General features: G+C 43.7%; 17 protein-coding genes. 5 read left to right on the top strand and 12 right to left on the bottom strand.

Going from position 1 to position 21,466, the window contains the following annotated elements; all coding sequences use genetic code 11:
* Nucleotides 1-63: 63 nt before the first annotated feature.
* From JI65_RS11540 to JI65_RS11510, 7 genes are all read right to left on the bottom strand, one after another.
* Nucleotides 64-897, bottom strand: a complete 834-nt coding sequence (locus tag JI65_RS11540; protein ID WP_242457229.1) for an NYN domain-containing protein — start codon at nt 895-897, stop codon at nt 64-66.
* A 108-nt stretch (nt 898-1,005) separates the two neighbouring features.
* On the bottom strand, nt 1,006-2,085 hold the full coding sequence (locus JI65_RS11535) for an ABC transporter ATP-binding protein (protein ID WP_191016709.1): 1,080 nt from the start codon (nt 2,083-2,085) through the stop codon (nt 1,006-1,008).
* An 85-nt stretch (nt 2,086-2,170) separates the two neighbouring features.
* Nucleotides 2,171-3,877: an ABC transporter permease gene (locus JI65_RS11530; RefSeq protein ID WP_191016706.1), complete on the bottom strand. Its 1,707-nt coding sequence runs from the start codon at nt 3,875-3,877 to the stop codon at nt 2,171-2,173.
* Between the two features lie 383 nt (nt 3,878-4,260).
* Complete coding sequence (locus JI65_RS11525; protein ID WP_191016704.1) at nt 4,261-5,373, bottom strand: ABC transporter substrate-binding protein; 1,113 nt, start codon at nt 5,371-5,373, stop codon at nt 4,261-4,263.
* 302 nt (nt 5,374-5,675) lie between these two features.
* Nucleotides 5,676-5,996 (bottom strand): AzlD domain-containing protein, encoded by a 321-nt coding sequence (locus tag JI65_RS11520; RefSeq protein WP_191016702.1) that lies wholly within the window; start codon nt 5,994-5,996, stop codon nt 5,676-5,678.
* Nucleotides 5,993-6,697: an AzlC family ABC transporter permease gene (locus JI65_RS11515; RefSeq protein WP_191016700.1), complete on the bottom strand. Its 705-nt coding sequence runs from the start codon at nt 6,695-6,697 to the stop codon at nt 5,993-5,995. Before JI65_RS11515 ends, JI65_RS11520 begins: the two co-directional genes overlap by 4 nt.
* Before the next feature lie 100 nt (nt 6,698-6,797).
* Nucleotides 6,798-9,029, bottom strand: coding sequence for a hydratase (locus tag JI65_RS11510; RefSeq protein ID WP_191016714.1), 2,232 nt, complete (start codon nt 9,027-9,029; stop codon nt 6,798-6,800).
* 141 nt (nt 9,030-9,170) lie between these two features.
* Here JI65_RS11510 and JI65_RS11505 point away from each other — a divergent pair, with 141 nt between their 5' ends.
* Nucleotides 9,171-9,926, top strand: coding sequence for a sulfite exporter TauE/SafE family protein (locus JI65_RS11505; RefSeq protein WP_191016697.1), 756 nt, complete (start codon nt 9,171-9,173; stop codon nt 9,924-9,926).
* A gap of 63 nt (nt 9,927-9,989) precedes the next feature.
* Here the strand turns inward: JI65_RS11505 and JI65_RS11500 are convergent, their stop codons facing one another.
* Nucleotides 9,990-10,700 carry a hypothetical protein gene (locus tag JI65_RS11500; protein WP_191016695.1) on the bottom strand — a complete coding sequence of 237 codons (711 nt, stop codon included), beginning with the start codon at nt 10,698-10,700 and terminating at the stop codon, nt 9,990-9,992.
* Between the two features lie 276 nt (nt 10,701-10,976).
* Between JI65_RS11500 and JI65_RS11495 the strand changes: the two genes are divergently transcribed.
* Nucleotides 10,977-13,097, top strand: a complete 2,121-nt coding sequence (locus JI65_RS11495; RefSeq protein ID WP_191016692.1) for a methyl-accepting chemotaxis protein — start codon at nt 10,977-10,979, stop codon at nt 13,095-13,097.
* 377 nt (nt 13,098-13,474) lie between these two features.
* Here JI65_RS11495 and uxuA (JI65_RS11490) read toward each other — a convergent pair whose 3' ends face one another.
* The 4 genes from uxuA (JI65_RS11490) to dctP form a co-directional block, all read right to left on the bottom strand.
* The gene (gene uxuA / locus JI65_RS11490) at nt 13,475-14,539 is read right to left on the bottom strand and encodes a mannonate dehydratase (RefSeq protein WP_191016689.1); all 1,065 of its coding nucleotides are present in this window, start codon (nt 14,537-14,539) and stop codon (nt 13,475-13,477) included.
* A 10-nt stretch (nt 14,540-14,549) separates the two neighbouring features.
* Entirely contained in the window at nt 14,550-15,848 is a 1,299-nt protein-coding gene (locus JI65_RS11485; RefSeq protein ID WP_191016687.1) for a TRAP transporter large permease, read from the bottom strand.
* A 26-nt stretch (nt 15,849-15,874) separates the two neighbouring features.
* Nucleotides 15,875-16,372, bottom strand: a complete 498-nt coding sequence (locus JI65_RS11480) for a TRAP transporter small permease (protein WP_191016684.1) — start codon at nt 16,370-16,372, stop codon at nt 15,875-15,877.
* Nucleotides 16,373-16,465: 93 nt separating this feature from the next.
* Nucleotides 16,466-17,419 (bottom strand): TRAP transporter substrate-binding protein DctP, encoded by a 954-nt coding sequence (dctP, locus tag JI65_RS11475; protein WP_242457227.1) that lies wholly within the window; start codon nt 17,417-17,419, stop codon nt 16,466-16,468.
* A 326-nt stretch (nt 17,420-17,745) separates the two neighbouring features.
* On the opposite strand from dctP, the gene JI65_RS11470 reads away from it, so the two are divergent.
* The 3 genes from JI65_RS11470 to JI65_RS11460 all read left to right on the top strand — a co-directional run bounded on the left by JI65_RS11470 (nt 17,746) and on the right by JI65_RS11460 (nt 21,345).
* Nucleotides 17,746-18,474: a GntR family transcriptional regulator gene (locus JI65_RS11470; RefSeq protein ID WP_191016680.1), complete on the top strand. Its 729-nt coding sequence runs from the start codon at nt 17,746-17,748 to the stop codon at nt 18,472-18,474.
* A gap of 112 nt (nt 18,475-18,586) precedes the next feature.
* Nucleotides 18,587-19,720, top strand: a complete 1,134-nt coding sequence (gene uxuA / locus JI65_RS11465; protein WP_191016678.1) for a mannonate dehydratase — start codon at nt 18,587-18,589, stop codon at nt 19,718-19,720.
* A gap of 11 nt (nt 19,721-19,731) precedes the next feature.
* The gene (locus tag JI65_RS11460) at nt 19,732-21,345 is read left to right on the top strand and encodes a mannitol dehydrogenase family protein (RefSeq protein ID WP_191016675.1); all 1,614 of its coding nucleotides are present in this window, start codon (nt 19,732-19,734) and stop codon (nt 21,343-21,345) included.
* The last annotated feature ends 121 nt before the right edge of the window (nt 21,346-21,466 follow it).

Genomic DNA, 21,466 nt, shown 5'->3' with positions numbered 1-21,466 from the left:
CGCGGTAGTGCAGACAATTTTTTTTACATTTACAAGTTTATAATGCACCAGCAGTTTTCTTTGTCAGTTTTTTACAATCGGGCGATAATAAAAAGTAACGTGCCGGCGAGTTGACGCGGATTCTTTTTTCATCTCAAAATCATCGTCAAAATATTCGATTAGGTCGGTAAGTTTTCTAAATCCGTAATCAACCGTATCAAAACCTGGGTCTTGCCTCTTAAAGAACGAGCCGGCGGCGCTAACGTCTGCCCAACCCGTTTCGTCCGCGTATTTGTCGTAAGCTGTATTCAAAAGTTTGAAGATTTTTCTAAACTGCCGGTCGCTCATAGCAACTTCACCGTTCGCGTTGCGGCGAATAAGCCCGAAGAATGATTTTTTAGGCTTGTCCGCGGCTTTGTGACTTCTGCGCTTCTGAGCGGCAAAGGCTGCATCATCTTCCGCGGAACTTTCTTCCTCGTTTCCGAGATTCTCAATGTAAATAAAGTCATCGCAAGCACTTATGAATGATTGCGGAGTTTTTTTCTGACCGACTCCAAAAACGTAAATCTGACTCTCTCGAAGTCGCGTCGCAAGTTTTGTAAAATCAGAATCACTCGTAACGAGCGCGATTGAATCGTACTTGTCGGTGTACAACAAGTCCATCGCATCAATAATCATCGCGCTGTCGCTGGAATTTTTTCCTTGCGTGTAAGCGAACTGCTGAACCGGAATAATCGCGTTGTCATTCAGCTCATTCTTCCAGTTTTTGAGCGTAGGAAGCGAAAAATCTCCGTAGGCACGCTTTGTGATTATATGTCCGTGCACGGCAATTTCCTGCAAAATAGAGCGAAGCTGCTTGCACGGTGTATTGTCTGCGTCTATTAAAACAGCAATATTTTTTTGTTCAATTTCATCCATAATCCAATTTTATATGATTTTAAGATTTTCTGAAATAGTTTATAAAAATATCGTGGAAGAAATGTAAAAAAAAGACTGCCACACAAAATGGCAGCCAAAAGTTTTCAATTACAGAATGTAGACTCCGGACGGGTCAAAGTCCAAATAAGCAGTTTCGCCAAACCCGTAAGTTTTTCGGTTAAGCGGATTGTAGTCCGTAATCTGAACGATTTTTCCATCAACGTCAACCTGATAGTATTGGTAAGCGCCCATGAACGTAGAAAGAACAACTTTTCCCTTCAAAGTGCCAGAATCAGAAAGTTTAAGATTCTCAGGACGAAGCACAAGCGAAACAGAAGAGCCTTCCTTTGCACCAATGTAGTTGTTAACGGTCATGTCGTGCCCGCAAACGCAAATAAGAGCTTTTTCTTCCGACGCAGATTTTACTTCGGCATCAAGAAAGTTCGCCTCGCCAATAAAGTCCGCGATGAATTTATTTTTAGGCTTGTAGTAAATCTCACGCGGAGAACCAATCTGCTCAACTTTTCCCTTGCTCATAATGATGATTTCGTCCGAAATGCTCATCGCTTCGCTTTGGTCGTGAGTTACGTAAACGGCAGTGATTCCCACTTTCTGCTGAATTTTTCGGATTTCAGTCCTCATAGTAACGCGAAGTTTTGCGTCAAGATTTGAAAGCGGCTCGTCAAACAAAAGCACGCCTGGCTCCATTACAAGAGCGCGGGCAAGAGCCACACGCTGCTGCTGCCCGCCCGAAAGCTGGTTCGTCATGCGACTTTCCATTCCTTCCATCTCAACAAGCTTAAGGATTCCCATGACACGCTCTTGAATCTCGTTTTTAGGCACTTTGCGGATTTTTAATCCATAGGCAACGTTGTCAAAAACGTTGTAATGCGGAAGAAGGGCGTAACTCTGGAAAACCATCGCAGTGTCGCGCTTGTTCGGCGGAAGAGCGTTAATCGCTTCGTTTCCGAGGTAAATCTCGCCCTCGTCCGGGCTTTCAAAACCGGCAATCATACGGAGAGTCGTGGTTTTTCCGCAGCCAGAAGGCCCCAAAAGCGTTACGAACGTTCCTGGCTTAATATTAAGGGTTGTGTCTTTTACCGCGTAAAAATCTTTTCCGGTCTTCGGATCCTGATATATTTTTGAAATGTGCTCAAGTCGCACACCTTTTTTTTCTTTATCTGCCATAAAAAAATCCTTTTTTATTTGAATGTAGATTCCCTATCAAAGCGGCAACAAAAACGAAAACTGCCGAGTTCGGAATGACATTTTATCATTTATATTTTACAGGGCGGCTCGCACCCAAATATTTTATGAGAGTGTTCATAATAAGAACAGCCCCGTAAGTAATCACAATCAGCACGGTGGCATACGCACACGCAATTCCGTAACTTCCCTTCTCCGCCTGTTCGTTAATCTGACAGGTAATAAGAAGATAATTAGGAGTGACCAAAAGAATGATTGCAGAAATAGCCGTAATGCTTCGGACAAACGCCGTTACAAGACCGCTAAAGAACGAATCACGAATAAGAGGCAGCGTTACCGTCATAAAGACTCGGCCAGAACCGGCTCCCATGTCGTAAGCACTTTCCTCAATCGATTTGTCGATTTGCCTGAGAGCAGAAATTCCGCTTCGCGTTCCCGTAGGAAGTGAGCGCACAATAAACACGATGATAAGAATGAGCCCAGTTCCGTAAAGACCGCTCATAACACCGGTGCGGAAAAGTCCGTTCGCAAATCCACGAATGTAGCCAATACCCAAAACTGTTCCAGGAACCGCCATTGCAAGCATCGAGACGAATTCAATAAATCCCTTTGCCTTAAAATTTTTCTTTACGACAAGATAAGAAATCACCATCGAAAGAAACGCCGTAATCGGAGCGGCAATAAGAGAAAGCATGAATGAGTCCCTAAAAGCTTTAAGTCCAGACGTTCTAAAAAGATAAGAGAACCATTTGAACGTAAGGTGATAGTTTCGTCCCCAAAGAGTGAACATTGCCCCGAACGGAACCATTATGTACATCAAAAGAACGAATGCCGAAGCAAAACCGCAGATTACCGAAAGCGGATAGCGAACGCTTTTATCTTCTATTAACATGCGTTGACGGCTGGCTTTTCCGCTCAAAGTGGCGGCAGTCTTTGACTCAAGATAGTATTTTTGAATCAGGAAGAGAACGACCGTGAGCGAGAGAAGAACGACAGACATTGCAGCGGCACCAGTCGCATCGTAAGCACCGGTTACCTGCAAGTAAATCGTCGTGGCGAGAGTATCGTAAGAACCGCCGATGAGCATTGGATTTGCAAAGTCCGCGACAGATTCAATGAACGTTACGAGGAATGCGTTTCCGAGTCCTGGAAGCATGAGAGGCAGCGTAACGCTCGTAAAAACTTTGAATCTTGAAGCGCCCATGTCGCGTGCGGCTTCTTCCAAAGACGGATCGATGTTCTTCAAAAGTCCGCGGAGCATAAGATAGCACACAGGAAAAAACGTCATAATCTGAACGATTGCGATTCCTTTTAAGCCGTAAACGTCAGAGTCGTAAATATGTAAAAGTGAACGCGTAATGATTCCGCTTCGCCCAAAAAGCATAATCATCGAAAGAGAAAGCACGAACGGCGGCGAGACAATCGGCAACATCGAAACGAGTTTGAACAGCGTCGAAAGAACTTTTCGCTTCAATTTAACGTAAACTTCAACGTAAGCGAACAAAAGTCCGATTGCGGTAGAAAAGATTCCTGTAATGAACCCCAAGACCAATGTATTTGTAAAAGCTGTCCTAAACCGGCTAAGGCTCAGGATTCGCTTAAAAACTCCTAACGAAACCGCCCCTTCTGAATAAAAACTGTCGAGCAGAACCATAAGAAGCGGGTACAGAATGAATAACGCAAGGAATACCAGCAGAACTCCAATCATTGTGAGCATAATCGGGTCAGCAAAGAATTTCTTGCGTTCAAGCTGTGCACCTTGTGCAGTAGCCATAAATATCTCCTATTTTTTTTGAATATTTTAAAATCAAAAGAATAACCGTAAAAAGTCCAAGAAAATTAAGATTGACGAAAAATCTGTTGAACGGTAATGGAGGTGTTCAACAGATTTTTTTATCATCCTTAATTTCCTTATTTATCAGGGGCTCCGCATTATGAGCAAACTGACTAAAAAAATTGTCGGAACGAGAGCGAAAAAATGGCTTTTGTGAACGTTTGCAAGGTGAGCCGCTTTGCGGCGTTAATAAGGTTCCTTATACCTTGCACCGCGTGAACAAAAACATTTTTTTGCGGTAGTGCAGACAATTTTTTTACACCTGTAAGTTTATAATACGGAATCCCTGCCTTATTTATTTCTAGCGGTTCTTCTTTTTCAAGTTATTTTGTCTTGAAACGTGTAGTGTCGGTCGAAGCAGACTCCAATGCGGCAAAGAAATCTTCAACGTATTTGGCGCTGTTTTTCTTTGCATCGTCAAAGTCGTAAGAAATCGTGTTGTTCATATCAAGACCGAATTTCTGAGCCTCTTTTGGCTGCTCGGCATTTGAGAGAACAAGGAACTGGTAAGAACCTGAAGTTTTTGCAAGGTTTACGCACTCAGGAGACAAAGCATACTCAAGCCAAAGCTTAGCTGCGTTCGGGTGCTTTGTGCCCTTAAAGATTGCTGTTGCACCAATTTCGTAAGAAGTTCCGTCAGAAGGAACTACAAGCCCAATATTCTCGTATCCGTTGAGAATCTGATAAATTCCGTCGTGAAGGAATCCAACACCGATTACACATTCTCCAGGACCAACCATTTTTGAAGGTCCCGAACCAGATTTTGTATACTGCGCAACATTCTGATCAAGTTTCTTAAAGTATTCCATTGCCTCATCATGGCCTTTCATCTGAACCATCGTGTTGATTACGAGTTTTGCTGTTCCGGCTGTGTTTGGGTTTGACATCATAATGAGTCCCTTGTACTCAGGTTTGAGCAAGTCGTCCCAACCTTTTGGAGCCTCAAGCCCCAGGCGAGTAAGTTCCTCTGTGTTCACCATGAATCCAAGAATTCCTTTGTAGATTCCGTACCAGCAGTTTCCAGAATCCTTGTAAGATGAGTTTATAAGATTTTTTGCGTTCTTAGCGTCGTAGCTTTCGAGAAGACCTGCGGCAACAGCCTCGTTGTAAGGGTCTGTCGTGCCTCCAAACCAAACGTCTCCAGATGGCGTTCCGGCTTCCTCAGAAATCTTCGTGTAAACTTCAGAAGTAGAAAGTCGCTGATAGCTCGTTTTGATTCCGTATAGCTCGGTAAAGTGATTTACGGCCGCAGAAAGATATTCTTCCTCGCATGAACCGTAAACTACAAGCTCACCTTCAGCCTTTGCGGCAGCAATCAACTCGTCAAATTCTCCGCCGCCAGAAGTATCGGCAGGCTTTGCAGCCTCTTTTTTAGAACAGCCAGTTACGCCCATAACCATAGCGCAACCCAACATCAATGCAGCAAGTTTTTTCATATATAACCTCCGATATTAAAACAATTCTGTCAAATGCGGGGAAATCCCAAAATAGCCATTTTTTAACAAAATCGTCTTTTATAATAGAGATTATTTTAAGTCTGTTTTTTGAATAAAACAAATTAATTTTTTGAGAATCTGATAAGGGGAACGACAGCATTTTATGCGTGGTTCACGGCTTTGCCAGAAAAAACTGTGAGCCAGTTTTTTAGCGATTCTCCGAGCAACTATGTTGCAAAAGCAGACGTGCTTTTTGGTAGTGAACACATTTTTTTAGCTGATTAAAAAACTTGACATTCGGTCTAAAAATTCACGTTCAAAAGAAAATATTCGCTCACGAAGGCTACAAGGCAGCACAAAATCGCCACAGGAAAAAGCGATGCACCAAAAAAAGCAAGCACAAGACCGCAAATCAGAGCCAACGCACCAACAAGCTGATTGCTCGTCGCTTCCAGAATCGCGGGAAAAGTCATTACAGAAAGCGTCACGTAAGGCACATAATATAGAAAAGAACGGATAAAACGATTTTTAATCGGCTTACGAATCAGCGTGAGTGGCAGAACACGAATCAAATACGAGACTACAAAAGCCACAAAAATATAGATATAAAGATTCTCTTTCATGAGTTTTCCTCGACTGGCTTTAAATATGCAAGAACGGCAGAAATCACTACGGTGAGGATTATCGTCCTGTTGCCGGCAGAAAGATTTTTTACGAGCGGCAAGACCGAAAAAGCAAAGCTGAGCGCAAAACTTACGATGACCGCGACAAGAACAGTCATGTTCTTTTTTGCCTCAGGAATTATTATCGCGATGAACATTCCATAAAGTGCGACGGAAAGTGATTCCACCACAATATTCGGCAAAATGTTTCCCGCAAAGATTCCAAGGGCGGTTCCAAGACTCCAGAGCGGCAATGCCACAAAAACAGCCCCGTAATTATAAAACGGATTCAAAAAACCTTTTTGCGCAATTGAAACTCCAAAAATCTCATCTGTGATTCCAAAGCCAACAAAAAATCTGTGAATGAAGGGTGTTTCAGGCGAAATTTTTTGACTCAGCGAGCAGCTCATCAAAAGATAGCGTGCGTTCACAACAAACGTGATGACTGCAAGCTCAATGTACGAAACGGCGTGCTCAATTGAAGTGTAAAGCGCGTATTCCCCTGCGGAAGCGTGATTCAAAACGCTAGCCAAAAATCCCTGCAGCGGAGTGAGTCCAGCCTTACGTGCAATAATTCCAAGTGAAAAGGCGACCGCAAAATAGCCAAGCCCAATCGGAAGCCCTGCGGCAACTCCATTAAAAAAAGCAGATTTATTTTTCATTTTCGTTTTTAATTGTTAGGTTTGATGTCGAGTTTATAAGTCCGTATAAAAAATGCCGCAGAGCAAGTGAGTTAAAAAATTCACTTACCCTGCAAAAATATTACGCCTTGTAGAAGTTAATCAAACAGCCTGCGAGGATAATCTTTCGCTCGTCGTCGGTGAGTTCGCCAACAGAAAGCTCAAACTCGTTCACAGTGCCGTCAGCTTTTACAGCGTACGCTTTTACGGAAGGAAGTTTTTCAGAAATCATCTTCTTCACTTCTGGAATGAATACGTAATCACCGTTCGTAAACGGAAGATTCTTGTCTCCGTCATTGTAAATGAACGGAAGCATTCCCCAGTTGATAAGGTTCGAGCGGTAACGTTTTGTAGCGTACTCGTTCGCGATGTTAGCCCAACCGCCAAGAACTTTCTGGCAGCTTGCAGCCTGCTCGCGGGCAGAACCGTCGCCTGGCTTTACGGCAAAAATCGTGCTTCCTAGCCCTGCCTTCTCGGCGCGTCCGGCAAACTCAGGTTTAGCCTTTGCCAAAGCAGCTTCAACGGCCTTAACCTCGGCTTTAACATCGTCGCTTCCGTCACGAACAGCCTTAGCTCTTCCAACGTAAGCAGGATCTTTGCGGCTCAAAGTGAACTCGGCAAGTCCAAGCGGATTCGAGCGGAACGAAGAAGTCTCACCAGATGGAATAAGCTCGTCCGTTGTTGTAACCGGGTCATGGATTTCTGAAACGACTTTTACGAGAAGGTCGTCCGAAAGTGGCTTCATTGCAGGCCAGTCCTTAATGTTCGGACCGAACTGAATCTCAACTTCTGGATGAGCCACGCCTTTTGAATCATAAACGCGTTTTTCGTAAATCGTCTTGTCAAAGAAATATTTCTTTCCGCTAAAGTCAACGTCAAATTCAGTCGCAGGGGTAAGGAATCCCTTGTTTGCCGCTGTAGCCGCGATTGAACGAGCATCCATGAGAGCGACAGAAGAAAGCTGACCGTTCTGGATTTTTGAGCCTTCGCGGTTCGGGAAATTTCTCGTAGAATGACGGATAGAGAACGCACCGTTCGCAGGAGTGTCGCCAGCACCGAAGCAAGGACCGCAGAATGCAGTCTTAACGACAGCACCAGTATCAACAAGGGCAGCAAGAGCACCGTTCTTCATAAGTTCCATGTAGACAGGCATAGAAGCCGGGTAAACGCTTAAGACGAACTTTCCGTTTCCTGTGTCCTTGCCCTTCAAAATATCGGCAGCGGCACAAATGTTCTCAAAACCGCCTCCCGCACATCCGGCAATGATTCCCTGGTCAACGTAGAGCTTTCCGTCAATCACTTTGTTTTTGAGCGTAAAGTTAACTTTGTCGCCAAAGCTGACTTTTGCGCGTTTTTCTGTCTCTGAAAGAATGTCCATCAAATTCTTGTTGACTTCTTCGATTGTATATGCGCAGCTTGGGTGGAACGGCATGGCAATCATCGGGCGGATTTCGCTCAAATCAATCTCGATTGCGGCATCGTAATAAGCACCGTTCTCCGGCTGAAGTTTTTTGTATGCAGAAGGACGACCATGAATCGCGTACCATTCCTCAACCTTTCCGTCAGTTTCCCAAATTGAAGAAAGACAAGTTGTTTCGGTTGTCATAACGTCAATTCCGATTCTAAAATCAGCAGAAAGATTTGCCACTCCAGGACCTACGAATTCCATCACCTTGTTCTTTACAAAGCCCGAAGCGAACACTTCTTTGATGATTGCAAGCGCAACGTCCTGCGGACCAACGCCCGGAACAGGAGTTCCAGTCAAATAAATCGCGACAACTCCAGGATAGTTCACGTCGTAAGTTTTTCCGAGAAGCTGCTTTGCAAGCTCTCCGCCGCCCTCACCAATCGCCATAGTACCGAGCGCACCGTAACGCGTGTGGCTGTCAGAGCCAAGAATCATCGCACCGCACTCAGCGAGCATTTCGCGGGCAAACTGATGAATTACGGCCTGATGCGGAGGAACGTAAATTCCGCCATATTTTTGGGCACAGGTAAGACCGAACATGTGGTCATCCTCGTTGATTGTTCCGCCGACAGCACACAAAGAATTGTGGCAGTTCGTAAGAACGTAAGGAATCGGGAATTTCTCAAGACCTGACGCACGGGCAGTCTGAATAATTCCAACATAAGTAATGTCGTGAGACGTAATCTTGTCGAATTTAATCTTCAATTTTGACTCGTCCCCGCTCGTGTTGTGTTTCTGCAAAATCGAATAAGCGATGGTCTTTTTAGCACCGCCTAAAGCGTCCCCATCCTTTTTTGCAACCAACTTTCCATTCTCAAAGAATGCACCTGAATCCCAAAGTTTCATCATTGCCCCTCTTTTTTTATGAATTTAAATTATTCTAAAGATAACATATTTCTAAAATCTTGAAAACGTGTTGTTTCTATATAAAGTAATTTTATTTCAAAAAGTATTTATAAAATAGAAGAGATTTTGATAAAATCCCTTATGCCTATCTACACTTTTTTGATTGTTTGTCCCTTGCTTTTTGTTGCAGGATTCGTTGACTCAATCGCAGGCGGCGGACTTATTTCGCTCCCGGCTTATCTTTTGGCAGGTCTTCCGATTCATTCAGCAATCGCCACGAACAAATTTTCTTCCGCATTCGGAACAGCTTTGACGACGGCAAGATTTATAAAAGAGCGGCTCGTTGTCGCAAAACTGGCCGTTCCTTCCCTGCTCTGCGGATTTTTTGGTGCGGCGATTGGAGCAAGGCTCTCGCTTTACGTGCCAGAGAACGTTCTAAAATCCATGCTTTTGGGTGTGCTTCCACTGGCAGCGTTCTGCGTTTTAAACAGAAAGATTTTTAAGGCAGACGAAAATGCGGAGCTAAAAGCAAATTCAAAGACTTTTGCAGTCGTTATGACATCCGCCCTTGTAATTGGCTGCTACGACGGGCTTTACGGTCCCGGAACCGGAACGTTTTTGATTATCGCTTTTACGGCTCTTGCAAAAATGCCCGTAAAAAATGCGAATGCCCACACAAAAGTCATAAATCTTGCGACGAACGTATCTTCTCTCGTAGTGTTTTTGATTCACGGGCAGGTCCTTATTCCGCTGGGAATCGTGGCAGCCGCAAGCAACATGCTCGGAAACTATTTTGGTTCAGGCCTCGTAATGACAAAAGGCTCAAAAATCGTAAAGCCTTTGATTCTGGTGGTTCTAACGCTTTTGCTCGCAAAAATCATCATGGACTTTAGCTAAAGCGCACAGACAAAAAACACGCCCCCAGCGGGAGCGTGCAAGAAAAATCAAAAAAAAATTAAGCTAATTCTTTTTTAAGGTAATGGTGACTTTCGTTGTGGAGTTATGCTCCTCGTCTGTATCATTCATAACCATAACGATTGTCTTGCCTCCGTCTGAATACGGAAGTTCGCTGAGTTCTGGCTCGGTAAGAGTCTCACCTTCGTCTACAAGCGTCGTAAGAAGGATTTTTGAGTTAGCCTTGTCAACGGTGTACGTTCCGCTAGTTGGCTTAGACTCTTCATTGTCGCTCCAAGTTCCGTCGGCAGTGGTTGTGATAGTCATGCCAAATTCTTCGGTTCTGTCAGCCCAACTGTTTTCATGTTCAGTGTCAGAATCATTTGGCTTCCAACGGTCTTCCATGGCGCTAAAAAGATCTTCAGAACCATCCTCTCCGTCAGCTTTGAATTTGTTTTTTGTTACGGTGTAATCATCGCCGTTTTTTGTGACCGTCACATCATACTCAAGCTTTTCATAAACAGCCTCGTCACTTTTATCAATGTCCGTTCCAACATAGTGTAGGCTTGTAGAAGTCGGCATTGTAACCGCACAAACATACGAAGAGCCATCTTCCTCTGTACTTTCATACGTATAGCCTGTAACGGCATACGTTCCAACAACATTGACTTCGGCTTCTTTTTTGTCATCATCATCGTCGTCAGAGCAAGACGCAAAACCAAAAATCATTGCTCCAGCGAGCAAAAGTGCAAAAAGCGAATTGAGAATTTTTTTCATAAATTGCCTCCACAAAAAAATGAATTAAAACAGTCTTAAACCCTCAGATTCAACTATACAAAAAAAAGACAAACGCGCAAGTTTTTTTTAAGAAGGCTTATTCAAGCAAAAAAAACAAGTTTTTCAACTCTCTAATTTTTCTCAAAAATCTCAAAAAATTTTTTATTTTTCATGTTTTTTTGATTTTTTCAATTAAATTTAAGTTATGATGTTTACAAATATCAAAAAAGAGAATAAACCTATAAGACTATTTTCATATTTTTGGAGCAAAAAACGATGGCAAAACAAAAAAAAGAACTAGACAGATTTGATACTAACGCGAAACGCAACATCTCAATTTTGGCAAAGCTACTTTTTATATTGGCATTTTCTGTAGTCATAAGTGTTGCTGGCGTTGCAATCGTGGAGCTTGAATTTTTTGATAGCGGTGTCCGCGAATCAACGGACAATGACCTTACATATTTTGCAAAAGGACTTGAAATGACCCTGAACGACTGGCTGGACGGACTCGTATCAGACGTGGAGCTAGTTGCGACAGGGCACAACATTGAGCAAGGCATAAACGAGTCAAATGACGAAAAACTACAAGCCTTCCTTGAAAAAGCAAACGAAACTCTAAAACTTGATTTTATCGCAATAACCGAAAACTCTGGCAAAGCCATTGCAGGAACAAAACTTGAAGACGATAAAGTTGCAATCGGAACGGACTTTTCCACAATCAAATCCGTGCAGGAGGCGCTCAGAGGAAATCATTCTTATTCTTACGAGGATGTGGACGGAGACTTCTCGATTGTGGCAACAGCTCCAGTTGAACATGAAGGAGAAACAATCGGAACAGTCGTAGCGTCATACTCGCTCGAAAACGGATACCTCGTAAACCAGATAAAAGAATCTTATGCTGCGGAATGTACGATTTTTAAAGATTCTACACGAGTTTCAACAAGTTTAGGAGACGACCTTGTAGGAACAACTCTCGACAGTAGCGAAATTATCCAGACCGTCCTAAAAAACGGAGAACCTTTTCACGGCACGAACAAAATCAACGGAGGCGAGTACCTTTCGTTCTACATTCCGCTCAAATCAAATTCAGGCGAAATCGCGGGAATGGCTTTTATCGCCCGAAGCATGTCCGTTGTAGAAAAAATAAAATCGCACACCATTTTGGTCATGCTTCCAATCTCTCTTGCAGTAATCGCACTTCTCATGCTCGTAATGTACCGATTCATCTCATGGCTCATGTGGCGAATCTCAAACGTAACGAACTTCCTTAAAGACCTTGAAACGGGAGACGCGGACCTTACAAAAAGATGCAAACTGTTTATCCGCGACGAAATAGGAGACCTTATCATTCACTTTGACTTGTTCCTAGACAAACTCCAGCAAATCATGGCGGAGATAAAGGGAACGAACAAAGAGCTTACAAATTCCGGCGAAAACCTTTCGGCAGGAACGGAAGACACAGCAAGCGTAATCACGCAGATTATTCAGAACATAAACGGCATTCACTCGCAGATTGAAAATCAGAGCGGCAGCGTAGGAAACACGGCAGTCGCCGTAAACGAGATTTCGGGCAACATCACGGAACTTGACGAACTCGTTCAAGACCAGTCGTCGGGAGTCGCACAGGCTTCGGCTTCAATCGAGGAGATGATTGGAAACATTTCAAGCGTAACGAGTTCCGTAGACAAAATGGCCCAGAGTTTTGAAGCCCTTAACAATAACGTTCAGACCGGATTTACAAAACAGCAGGACGTAAACGACAAGATTCTTTTGATTGAGCGCCAGAGTGAAATGCTTGAAGAGGCAAACTCGGCGATTTCTTCGATTGCGGAGCAGACTAACCTTCTTGCCATGAATGCGGCAATCGAGGCGGCTCATGCGGGCGAAGCCGGAAAGGGATTCAGCGTAGTTGCGGACGAAATCAGAAAACTTTCTGAAACTTCAGGTGAACAGTCACGTTCAATCGGCGAACAGCTCTCTAAAATCCGAGAATCTATAAAAGACGTGGTTTCTTCTTCTAACGAGGCAAGCGAGGCTTTCGGCGAAGTTTCTAGGCACGTAAAAGAGACCGATATGCTCGTCGTACAAATCAAGAGCGCAATGGAAGAACAGAATGAAGGCTCTAGGCAAATCGGCGACGCACTCCGAACAATGAACGAAAGTACGGTAAAAGTTCAGAAAGCGTCAAAAGAAATGTCTCAGCGAAACGAGCGGATTATGAGCGAAATGCAGAATTTGCAGAATGCCACGGGAGACATGCAGACTAGTATGCAGGAAATGTCGGCAGGTGCAAAAAAAATCAGCAGCACAGGAGAGGCGTTGGCAGGAATTTCCGGTGATGTTCTTATGTCGATTGCAAAAATCGGAAGTCAGATTGACCGCTTCAAGACTGCGTAGAATCTTTAATAAATTCATCGCGGCAAAAATCTGCACATGTCTCCACTGCAGCGTTTCACAAAAATGATGGCTGACCGTAAGAGGTATCCGACTCCCTTCGGTCGCGAACGGTCAGAATCATTTTTGTGCCCCGCCTCCGTTACGACATGAGCAGATTTTTGGTCAACTAATAATGTAAAACTTCTGGAGTCTTTAGTAGAAGGGAAAGGAAGAATAATTAAGAAAAGAAAGAAAAAACGAGCTGTCTGAAAAGTAAGAATCCCAAATGGCTACAGGGAGGGGGACAATTCAGACAGCCCGGACTCGTTAAAAGGAGGCTCGAGTCAAAAATTATTAGGGAACTCTAAAAATTCAAAGCCGTGATTTTTAGGGATTCCCTATTTTTTTGAAATAGCTTCCCATAAGCCACAGATGTATGAAGCACCAAGTGCACGATCGTACAATCCGTAGCCAGGCATAGCTTTTTCACCCCAAATCATTCGGCCATGGTCAGGACGAATTGGTCCAGTAAAGCCGATATCATAAAGAGCTTTTACAATTTCGTACATGTCGAAAGAACCGTCGCTGCTCAAATGAGCTGATTCCTCAAAGTCATTTTTTCCGTCGTTAAACTTCAAGTTACGAACATGCGCAAAGTGAACGCGTCCTTTTAAAGCACGAATCATCGCCGGCAAGTCGTTTTCAGGGTTAGTTCCGTAGCTGCCCGCACAGAACGTAATTCCGTTGTGAGGATTGTCAGTCATCTTCATCATTCGCTGAATGTTCGGCAAACTTGTTATGATTCTAGGCAAACCAAAAACGCTCCAAGAAGGATCATCAGGGTGAATAGCCATATTGATGTCGTATTTATCGCAAGCCGGCATAATTGCGTCCAAGAAGTATTTGAGATTAGCAAAAAGTTTTTCTTCCGTAATTCCCTCGTACATTTTGAACAAATCTTTTATCTTAGCCATGCGCTCCGGTTCCCAACCTGGCATTACAGTGCCATTCATGTCACCAGAAATAGTGTCGAACATTTTTGTCGGGTCAATCGCATCTACAGCCTTCTGATTGTAAGCCATTACGGTTGAGCCATCCGGACGCAAGCGAGCCAACTCGGTGCGAGTCCAGTCAAAAACAGGCATAAAGTTATAGCAAACCATGTGAATATCGTTCTTTCCGAGATTCTCCAAAGTCTTGATATAAGCCTCAATGTCTTTGTCGCGGTCGTTTCCGCCAATTTTTATCGCATCGCTGATATTAACGCTTTCAATACCGTCGAGAGTAAGTCCAGAAGCTTCAATCTCATCTTTGAGCGACTTGATTTCATCTTCCGTCCACAAATCTCCAGGCATTTTGTTGTAAAGAGTAGAAATTACCCCCTTTACGTAAGCCGTCTGACGAATCTGTTTTAAGGTTACGGTATCATATTTTGAACCGAACCATCTCATTGTCATTTTCATAAACTACCTCTTAGCCCGCAGCCACACCAAAAATCATGTTCGGAATAAACAAAACAACTTTCGGGAAGAATACCAAAATCGAAAGTTCCAGCAAAATCGCGAACAGGAACGGCAGACTTTCTTTTGTGTATTCCTCTGGCGGACAATCAATAATTCCACAAACAGTGTACAAGGCAGAACCAATTGGCGGAGTCATAACACCGAGAGTTACGATTGTAGCCATAAGAACGCCGAAGTGAACAGGATCCATTCCAACGCTCTTAATCATCGGGAGGAAGATTGGAGTGAGGAGGAGGAAGCTTACGTTTGAGTCAACGAACATACCGATTACAAAGAGGAAGCCGAGCATAAGCAATGTCAAAAGCTGTGGCTGGTTTGTAATTCCAAAGATGAACGAACTGAGAACAGCAGGAAGTTTTACCCAAGTAATCGCAAAGCTGAACGGACCAGACATCGCGATAATCAACATGATTGCACCGTTGTCCTTAACTGTTGTGATAAGTGCTTCCTTAAAGTTCTTCCAGTTGAGCTTTTTGTAAACGAATTTACCTACGGCAAGAGCGTAAACTACGGCAAATGCTCCAGATTCAGACGGTGTGAACACACCAAAACGGATTCCGACAATCAAAATGATTGGGAAGAGCAAAGCCCAGATTGACTCTTTAAGATTATCAATAATCTCGCGAAGCGTAAGTTTTGGCGCATCAACAGCCGGCGCGTCGAATTTTCGGATTCGGCTCGTGATTGTCGTCGTAGCCATAAGGAAAATCATCATCAAGATTCCAGGGATAATTCCTGCGGCAAAAAGACGACCGATAGAAACTTCACCAACAAAACCGAAAATGATAAGTCCAAGGCTTGGAGGAATAGTTGCTGTAATAAGAGCTGTGAGACAGTTTACAGCACAAATATAACCTTTTGTGTAACCACGTTTCATCATCTCTGGGGCAAGGATTCGTGTTTCCATTGCGGCATCAGCGGTCGCAGAACCTGATACTCCACCCATCAAAGTTGACATAACTACAGAAATCTGCGCTGTACCGCCGTACATTCTTCTTGTAAGAAGACGCGCAAGGCTCAAAAGCTGATCCGTAATTCCAGAAACGTTCATCAAATTTCCGGCAAAAATAAAGAACGGAACTGCAAGGAACGTAAAAGACTGACTCTGTTCGCTGATTCGCTGAACGGCAACCTCAAAATTGAGCATTGGGTCGCCCATAAAGAATGCGAATCCTGCTATTCCGATAACAAACGCGATGGGCATTCCCATCAGCAAAAATATAACGAAGCATAAAAGAAGTAATGTCATATCGTACTCCGGACAATCAGCTAAAATTAAGCCTTAACGGCTTTATCAGCCTTATCATTTTCAGAGAAGTGCTTAATGCACGAAACTATTTTTATGACTGTTGAAATCGACATAGAGAATGTCGCAACAACAAGACTTATATGTACAAGAGAATAAGGAATCGGCAAAGATTGGAACGTTCGAACACGTTCAACCCATGAAAGTTTTATACCATAAATACAAATTATAACGCTTGCAACAAAAACGATTGCATAAACAAGCATTGTAATCACTTTCTGAAGATTTTTAGGAAAGTATCGCGTAATAATATCGATACCTATCAACTGACCACTGCGCCATGCAATGTCAGCTCCGAGGAAAGAACACCACGGAAGGAACAACATGGCAAGGTCTGTATTCCAAGCCATAGACATTCGGCAGAAACGCAAAATTGCAGAACCAAAAATAAGAACAACAAGGAAAATGAATCCTACGCCACATATAGCTGTCTCAACTTTGCAAAAGTACTCATAAAGTTTTTTCATATAAAATCCTTAAAAGATTCTGAGCGTATCAAAAAAGAGGTCTGCCCCTCTGATTCACAATCATCAAAAGAACAGACCTATAAAAAGCGGCTATTATTCAGCAAGCTCCTTGAAAAGTCTGTCTTTGAGTCCGGCAGAGAATCCCAAATCATTGTTTGTGTAAAGAGGTTCAATAGCCTTCTGGAATTCAGCGATGTCTACGTCAACGATTTTTACACCGTTTTTCTTCATGTTGTCGTAGTAGCCAACTTCTTCGTTCTGAATAATCTGGCCATACTCAACAGCAGCTTCGCGCATTGTCTTTGTGAAAAGCTCGCGGTCAGCATCGCTCAAGCCTCTGTAGAAAGCTGCTGAACATACGAATGCAGACTGAAGCATGTAGTGCTTTGTCATAGCAAGGTTCTTAGCAACTTCGTAGATTCGTGAACCGTCAGCGTTAGCAACCTGAACTTCACATCCGTCGAGAGTTTTCTGCTGGATTCCTGGGAATACCTCGCCCCAAGCAATACCGATATTTGCAAATCCGAAGTATTTAGCCAAGTTGTTTCCGATTGCGTTACCGAAACCGCGGATGCGGAGACCAGAAAGGTCTGCAACGTGCTCTACAGGAGTTGTAGTGTAGAAGCAGCGGAATCCGTTGTACATATTTGTAATATAAACGATTCCCTGTTTCTCAAGCTCAGCCTGCCACTCTTTGAAGAGTTTTGTGTCTGGGAGCTTTTTGAGGGCTGCAGGGTCTGTAAGAATGTATGGAGCCATAAGGATGTTCAAGTCTGGAATGTTGAACTGGCTTGCAAGACGGCCTGGGTCACTTGGAACTACAAGGTTGATTCCGAGTTTTGCCTGTGTTACGAGAGCGTCAGTGTCTCCAGAAAGAGCACCTGCAACCTGTACGGTAGCATTGAATCTTCCTGTTGCGTTGAGTTTGTCTGCAACAGACTGCATCATTCGGCTCTGACCTGTAGTAGCAGGCTCTGTTCCTGCAAAAGTTACAGAAATTTTTTCCTGAGCCTTATTGCTCTTCTCATTGCATGATGTGAAAACCATTCCACACAAGAGCAAAGCGCCCAAAGAATATAAAATAGTTTTTTCATAAAAAAGTCCTCCTTTTTGACCTGTTAGATATACTAACATGTTAGATTCTAAATTAGTTATCGTCAAGCCCCAAAATAAAATTTATTAAAAAACATGCAAATTATAGAACTAAAGATTTTTTCAATATTTTTCACATCTTATAAATCATTATCTCTTAACAATTTAATTCATTTTTCCATCAAAAGATTCAATTAAAAAATCATTTTTAGAACTGATATTTTATTGACAGTGCATTTTTCTAGTGCTAACATGCCAGCAAGAATTCAAGGAGACAGAATATGAGCAGCAAAGATTCCAGCGTGCAATCCGCAGTTTACAACGCCCTCAGAAAAAACATCATGTCTTTACAATTAAAACCGGGAACGGTTATGAGCACTCAGGAAGTCGCTAAAACGCTCAACGTTAGCAGAACGCCTGTGAGGGAAGCATTCATCAGATTGCAAAGAGACGGACTCATAAAAATGTTTCCGCAAAAAGAGACGATTGTTTCAAAAATCGATTTTTCAAAAGTCGAGCAAGAACGATTTGTAAGAGAAAGCCTTGAATGTGCAAACATCGAACTTGTAATCGAAAACTACACCCGCAAGGATTTGGCAGAACTTGAACTTAACCTCGAAAAGCAAACTGCCACCGTCAACATGTGCGATTACAACACGTTCATGCAGTTGGACAACGAATTTCATCATTTTATGTTCAAAATAACCGGGCAAAAGCTCGCATGGGAAACTATCGAAAACAACAGCAATCATTATTCCAGAATCCGTCTCATCACGGCATGGAACAAGGACATAATGATGGAGACGATTCTGCAGCATCAGAAAATCATCTCGGCGATTCAAGAAAACAACGCTGATTTTGCGCAAATTACGATAAAAGCCCACCTGCATCAGCTGGAAAACCAGTTGCAGAAACTGTTGCAGGACTACCCGGATTACTTTGCAACCGAGACCCTTTCCGCAGAAGAAAGATTCACCGCATTGCTAAGAAATTCGGTCGCCCATGAGTAAGCACAAAAACAGTGCTAAAAGAAATAAGAATTGTGCTTTTATCTGAAATATTGATGAATCTAAAATTGTAGAAGGACAGAACAAACGCCCTAATTTTTGGAGGATATTTTTTATGGAAATGACATTACGTTGGTACGGTTCAAAATTCGACACCGTAACATTGGAGCAAATACGACAGATTCCCGGCGTAAAGGGAATAATCACAACACTTTACGATACGAAGCCAGGCGAAGTCTGGAGCCGTGAGAGAATCCGTGCGCTCAAAGACGAAGTTGCAAAGGCAGGACTCCGCATTGCGGGAATCGAAAGCGTGAACGTTTCGGACGCAATCAAAACAGGAAGCGCGGACCGAGACAAGGACATTGACGCTTACATTGAGACACTCAAAAACTTGGGCGAAGAGGACATTCATCTTGTTTGCTACAATTTTATGCCAGTATTCGACTGGACGCGAACGGAGCTTGCCCGAAAGCGGGAAGACGGCTCAACAGTTCTCGCGTACACACAGGAAGCAGTTGACGCAATCAAACCGGAAGAAATGTTCAATTCGATTTCAGGCGACATGAACGGAACTGTAATGCCGGGCTGGGAGCCAGAGCGCATGGCAAAAGTAAAGGAACTTTTTGAATTGTACAAAGACATTGATGACGAAAAACTCTTTGAAAACCTCAAATATTTCCTTGAGCGCATAATGCCAGTTTGCGACAAGTACAACATCAACATGGCAATCCACCCGGATGACCCAGCATGGAGCGTTTTTGGGCTGCCTAGAATCATCACAAACCAGAAGAACATCACACGCATGATGAAAATGGTTGACAATCCTCACAACGGAGTCACTTTCTGCTCAGGAAGCTACGGAACAAATCCAGAAAACAACCTTCCAGAAATGATTCGCAGCCTAAAAGGTCGCATTCACTTTGCGCATGTACGAAACCTGCGCTTCAATACATTCCAGAGACCGGACGGAAGTGCCGTCACATCATGGACTGGCGAAAAAATCAAGCAAGGCAAGCCAAACTTTGAGGAAGCCGCACACCTTTCCAGCGACGGAAATTTTGACATGTACGAAATCATGAAGGCACTTTACGACATTGGATTTACAGGCCCAATCCGCCCAGACCACGGACGAATGATTTGGGGAGAGAAGGCAATGCCGGGCTACGGACTTTATGACCGCGCGCTCGGAGCCGCATATCTCAACGGACTTTGGGAAGCAATAGAAAAAAACCAGACAAGAAAATAAAGGGGAAGAACATGAAACTTACAATCGAAGGATTAAAAGACAAAGACGGCTGGGCAAAAGCCGGAGTAAAGATTCCTAGCTATGACATTGCAGCAATGCAGGAACGCACAAAGAAAGAGCCAATTTGGGCACACTTTGGAGCTGGAAACATTTTCAGAATTTTCATCGGCGGATTGCAGGACACGCTCATCGCTAACGGCGAAAGCGACAAGGGAATCTGCTGCGTCGAGACTTTCGGATTCGACATCATCGATGAAATGTACGTTCCGCACGACAACCTCGTTCTCGGCGTAACATTAAAGCCGGACGGAAACGTTGACAAACGCGTAATCGGCTCACTCGCAGAAGCAATCAAATCGATTCCTGGAAACACTGCAGAATGGGCACGAATGAAAGAGATTTTCGCATCTCCTTCATTGCAGATGGTAAGCTTTACGATTACCGAAAAAGGCTACGCACTCTACGGCTCAGACGGCTCATACCTTCCGATGGCAAAAGCAGACATTGAAGCCGGAGCAGCTGCCCCAAAAACCGCGATGGGACAGGTAGCTTCACTTTTATACCATAGATTCCAGAACGGAGCAAAACCAATTGCCGTAGTCAGCATGGACAACTGTTCGCACAACGGAGAAAAACTCCGCTCATCAATCACCACAATCGCACGCGAATGGCAGAAAAAAGGATTCGTAAGCGCGGAATATTGCGCATGGCTTGAGGACGAAGAAAAAGTTTCGTTCCCGTGGAGCATGATTGACAAAATCACCCCACGACCAAGCGAAGAAATCGGAAAGCGGCTTGAGGCGGACGGAATTGAGGCAATGCAGCCCGTCATCACCAAAAATAAAACATACATAGCACCATTCGTGAATGCGGAAGGACCTCAGTACCTCGTTATTGAAGACCGCTTCCCGAACGGCCGACCACCTCTCGAAAAAGCAGGCGTTTACCTGACTGACCGTGACACGGTTAACAACGTAGAACGCATGAAGGTAACCACCTGCTTGAATCCGCTCCACACTTCCCTTGCAGTTTACGGCTGTCTCTTGGGATACAATCTGATTGCCGACGAAATGAGGGACGCAGATTTGTCTGCCCTCGTACACAAAGTTGGACCTGTAGAAGGAATGCCTGTAGTTACAGACCCAAAAATCCTCTCGCCAAAAGACTTCGTAAACGAAGTAATCAACGTGCGCCTGCCAAACCCATTCATGCCAGACACACCACAGAGAATCGCCTGCGACACTTCACAGAAAGTAGGAATCCGATTCGGCGAAACAATCAAGTCTTACGTTGCCCGTGACGGAAACGCAAAAAAACTCAAGGCAATTCCTCTGGCAATAGCCGGTTGGTGCCGCTATCTCCTCGCATTGGACGACAACGGAAAAGCATTCGAGCTTTCTCCAGACCCAATGATTCCAGAATTGACAGCTCACCTCAAGGGAATCGAACTTGGAAAGCCAGAATCTTACAAAGGTCAGTTAAAGCCAATCCTCGCGAACGAGCGAATCTTCGGAATCGACTTGTACAAAGCAGGAATCGGCGAGTTGATTGAAAATCTCTTCGTTGAAGAAATCAGCGGAACCGGTGCCGTAAGAAAAACTCTCCACAAATACATGGCTGAGTAAAATATTTTTCAATTTTCTAACGCAGATAAACGCAGATAAACGCAGATTTGGCGCAGATACTTTTGAATATATCCGCGTCCAATCTGTGTGTATAAGCGTTCATCTGCGTCAAACAATTAAT

Origin of the sequence: Treponema zioleckii (assembly GCF_014737315.1) — a bacterium.
Taxonomy (GTDB): domain Bacteria; phylum Spirochaetota; class Spirochaetia; order Treponematales; family Treponemataceae; genus Treponema_D; species Treponema_D zioleckii.
This window is presented reverse-complemented; position numbering and strand designations above follow the sequence as displayed.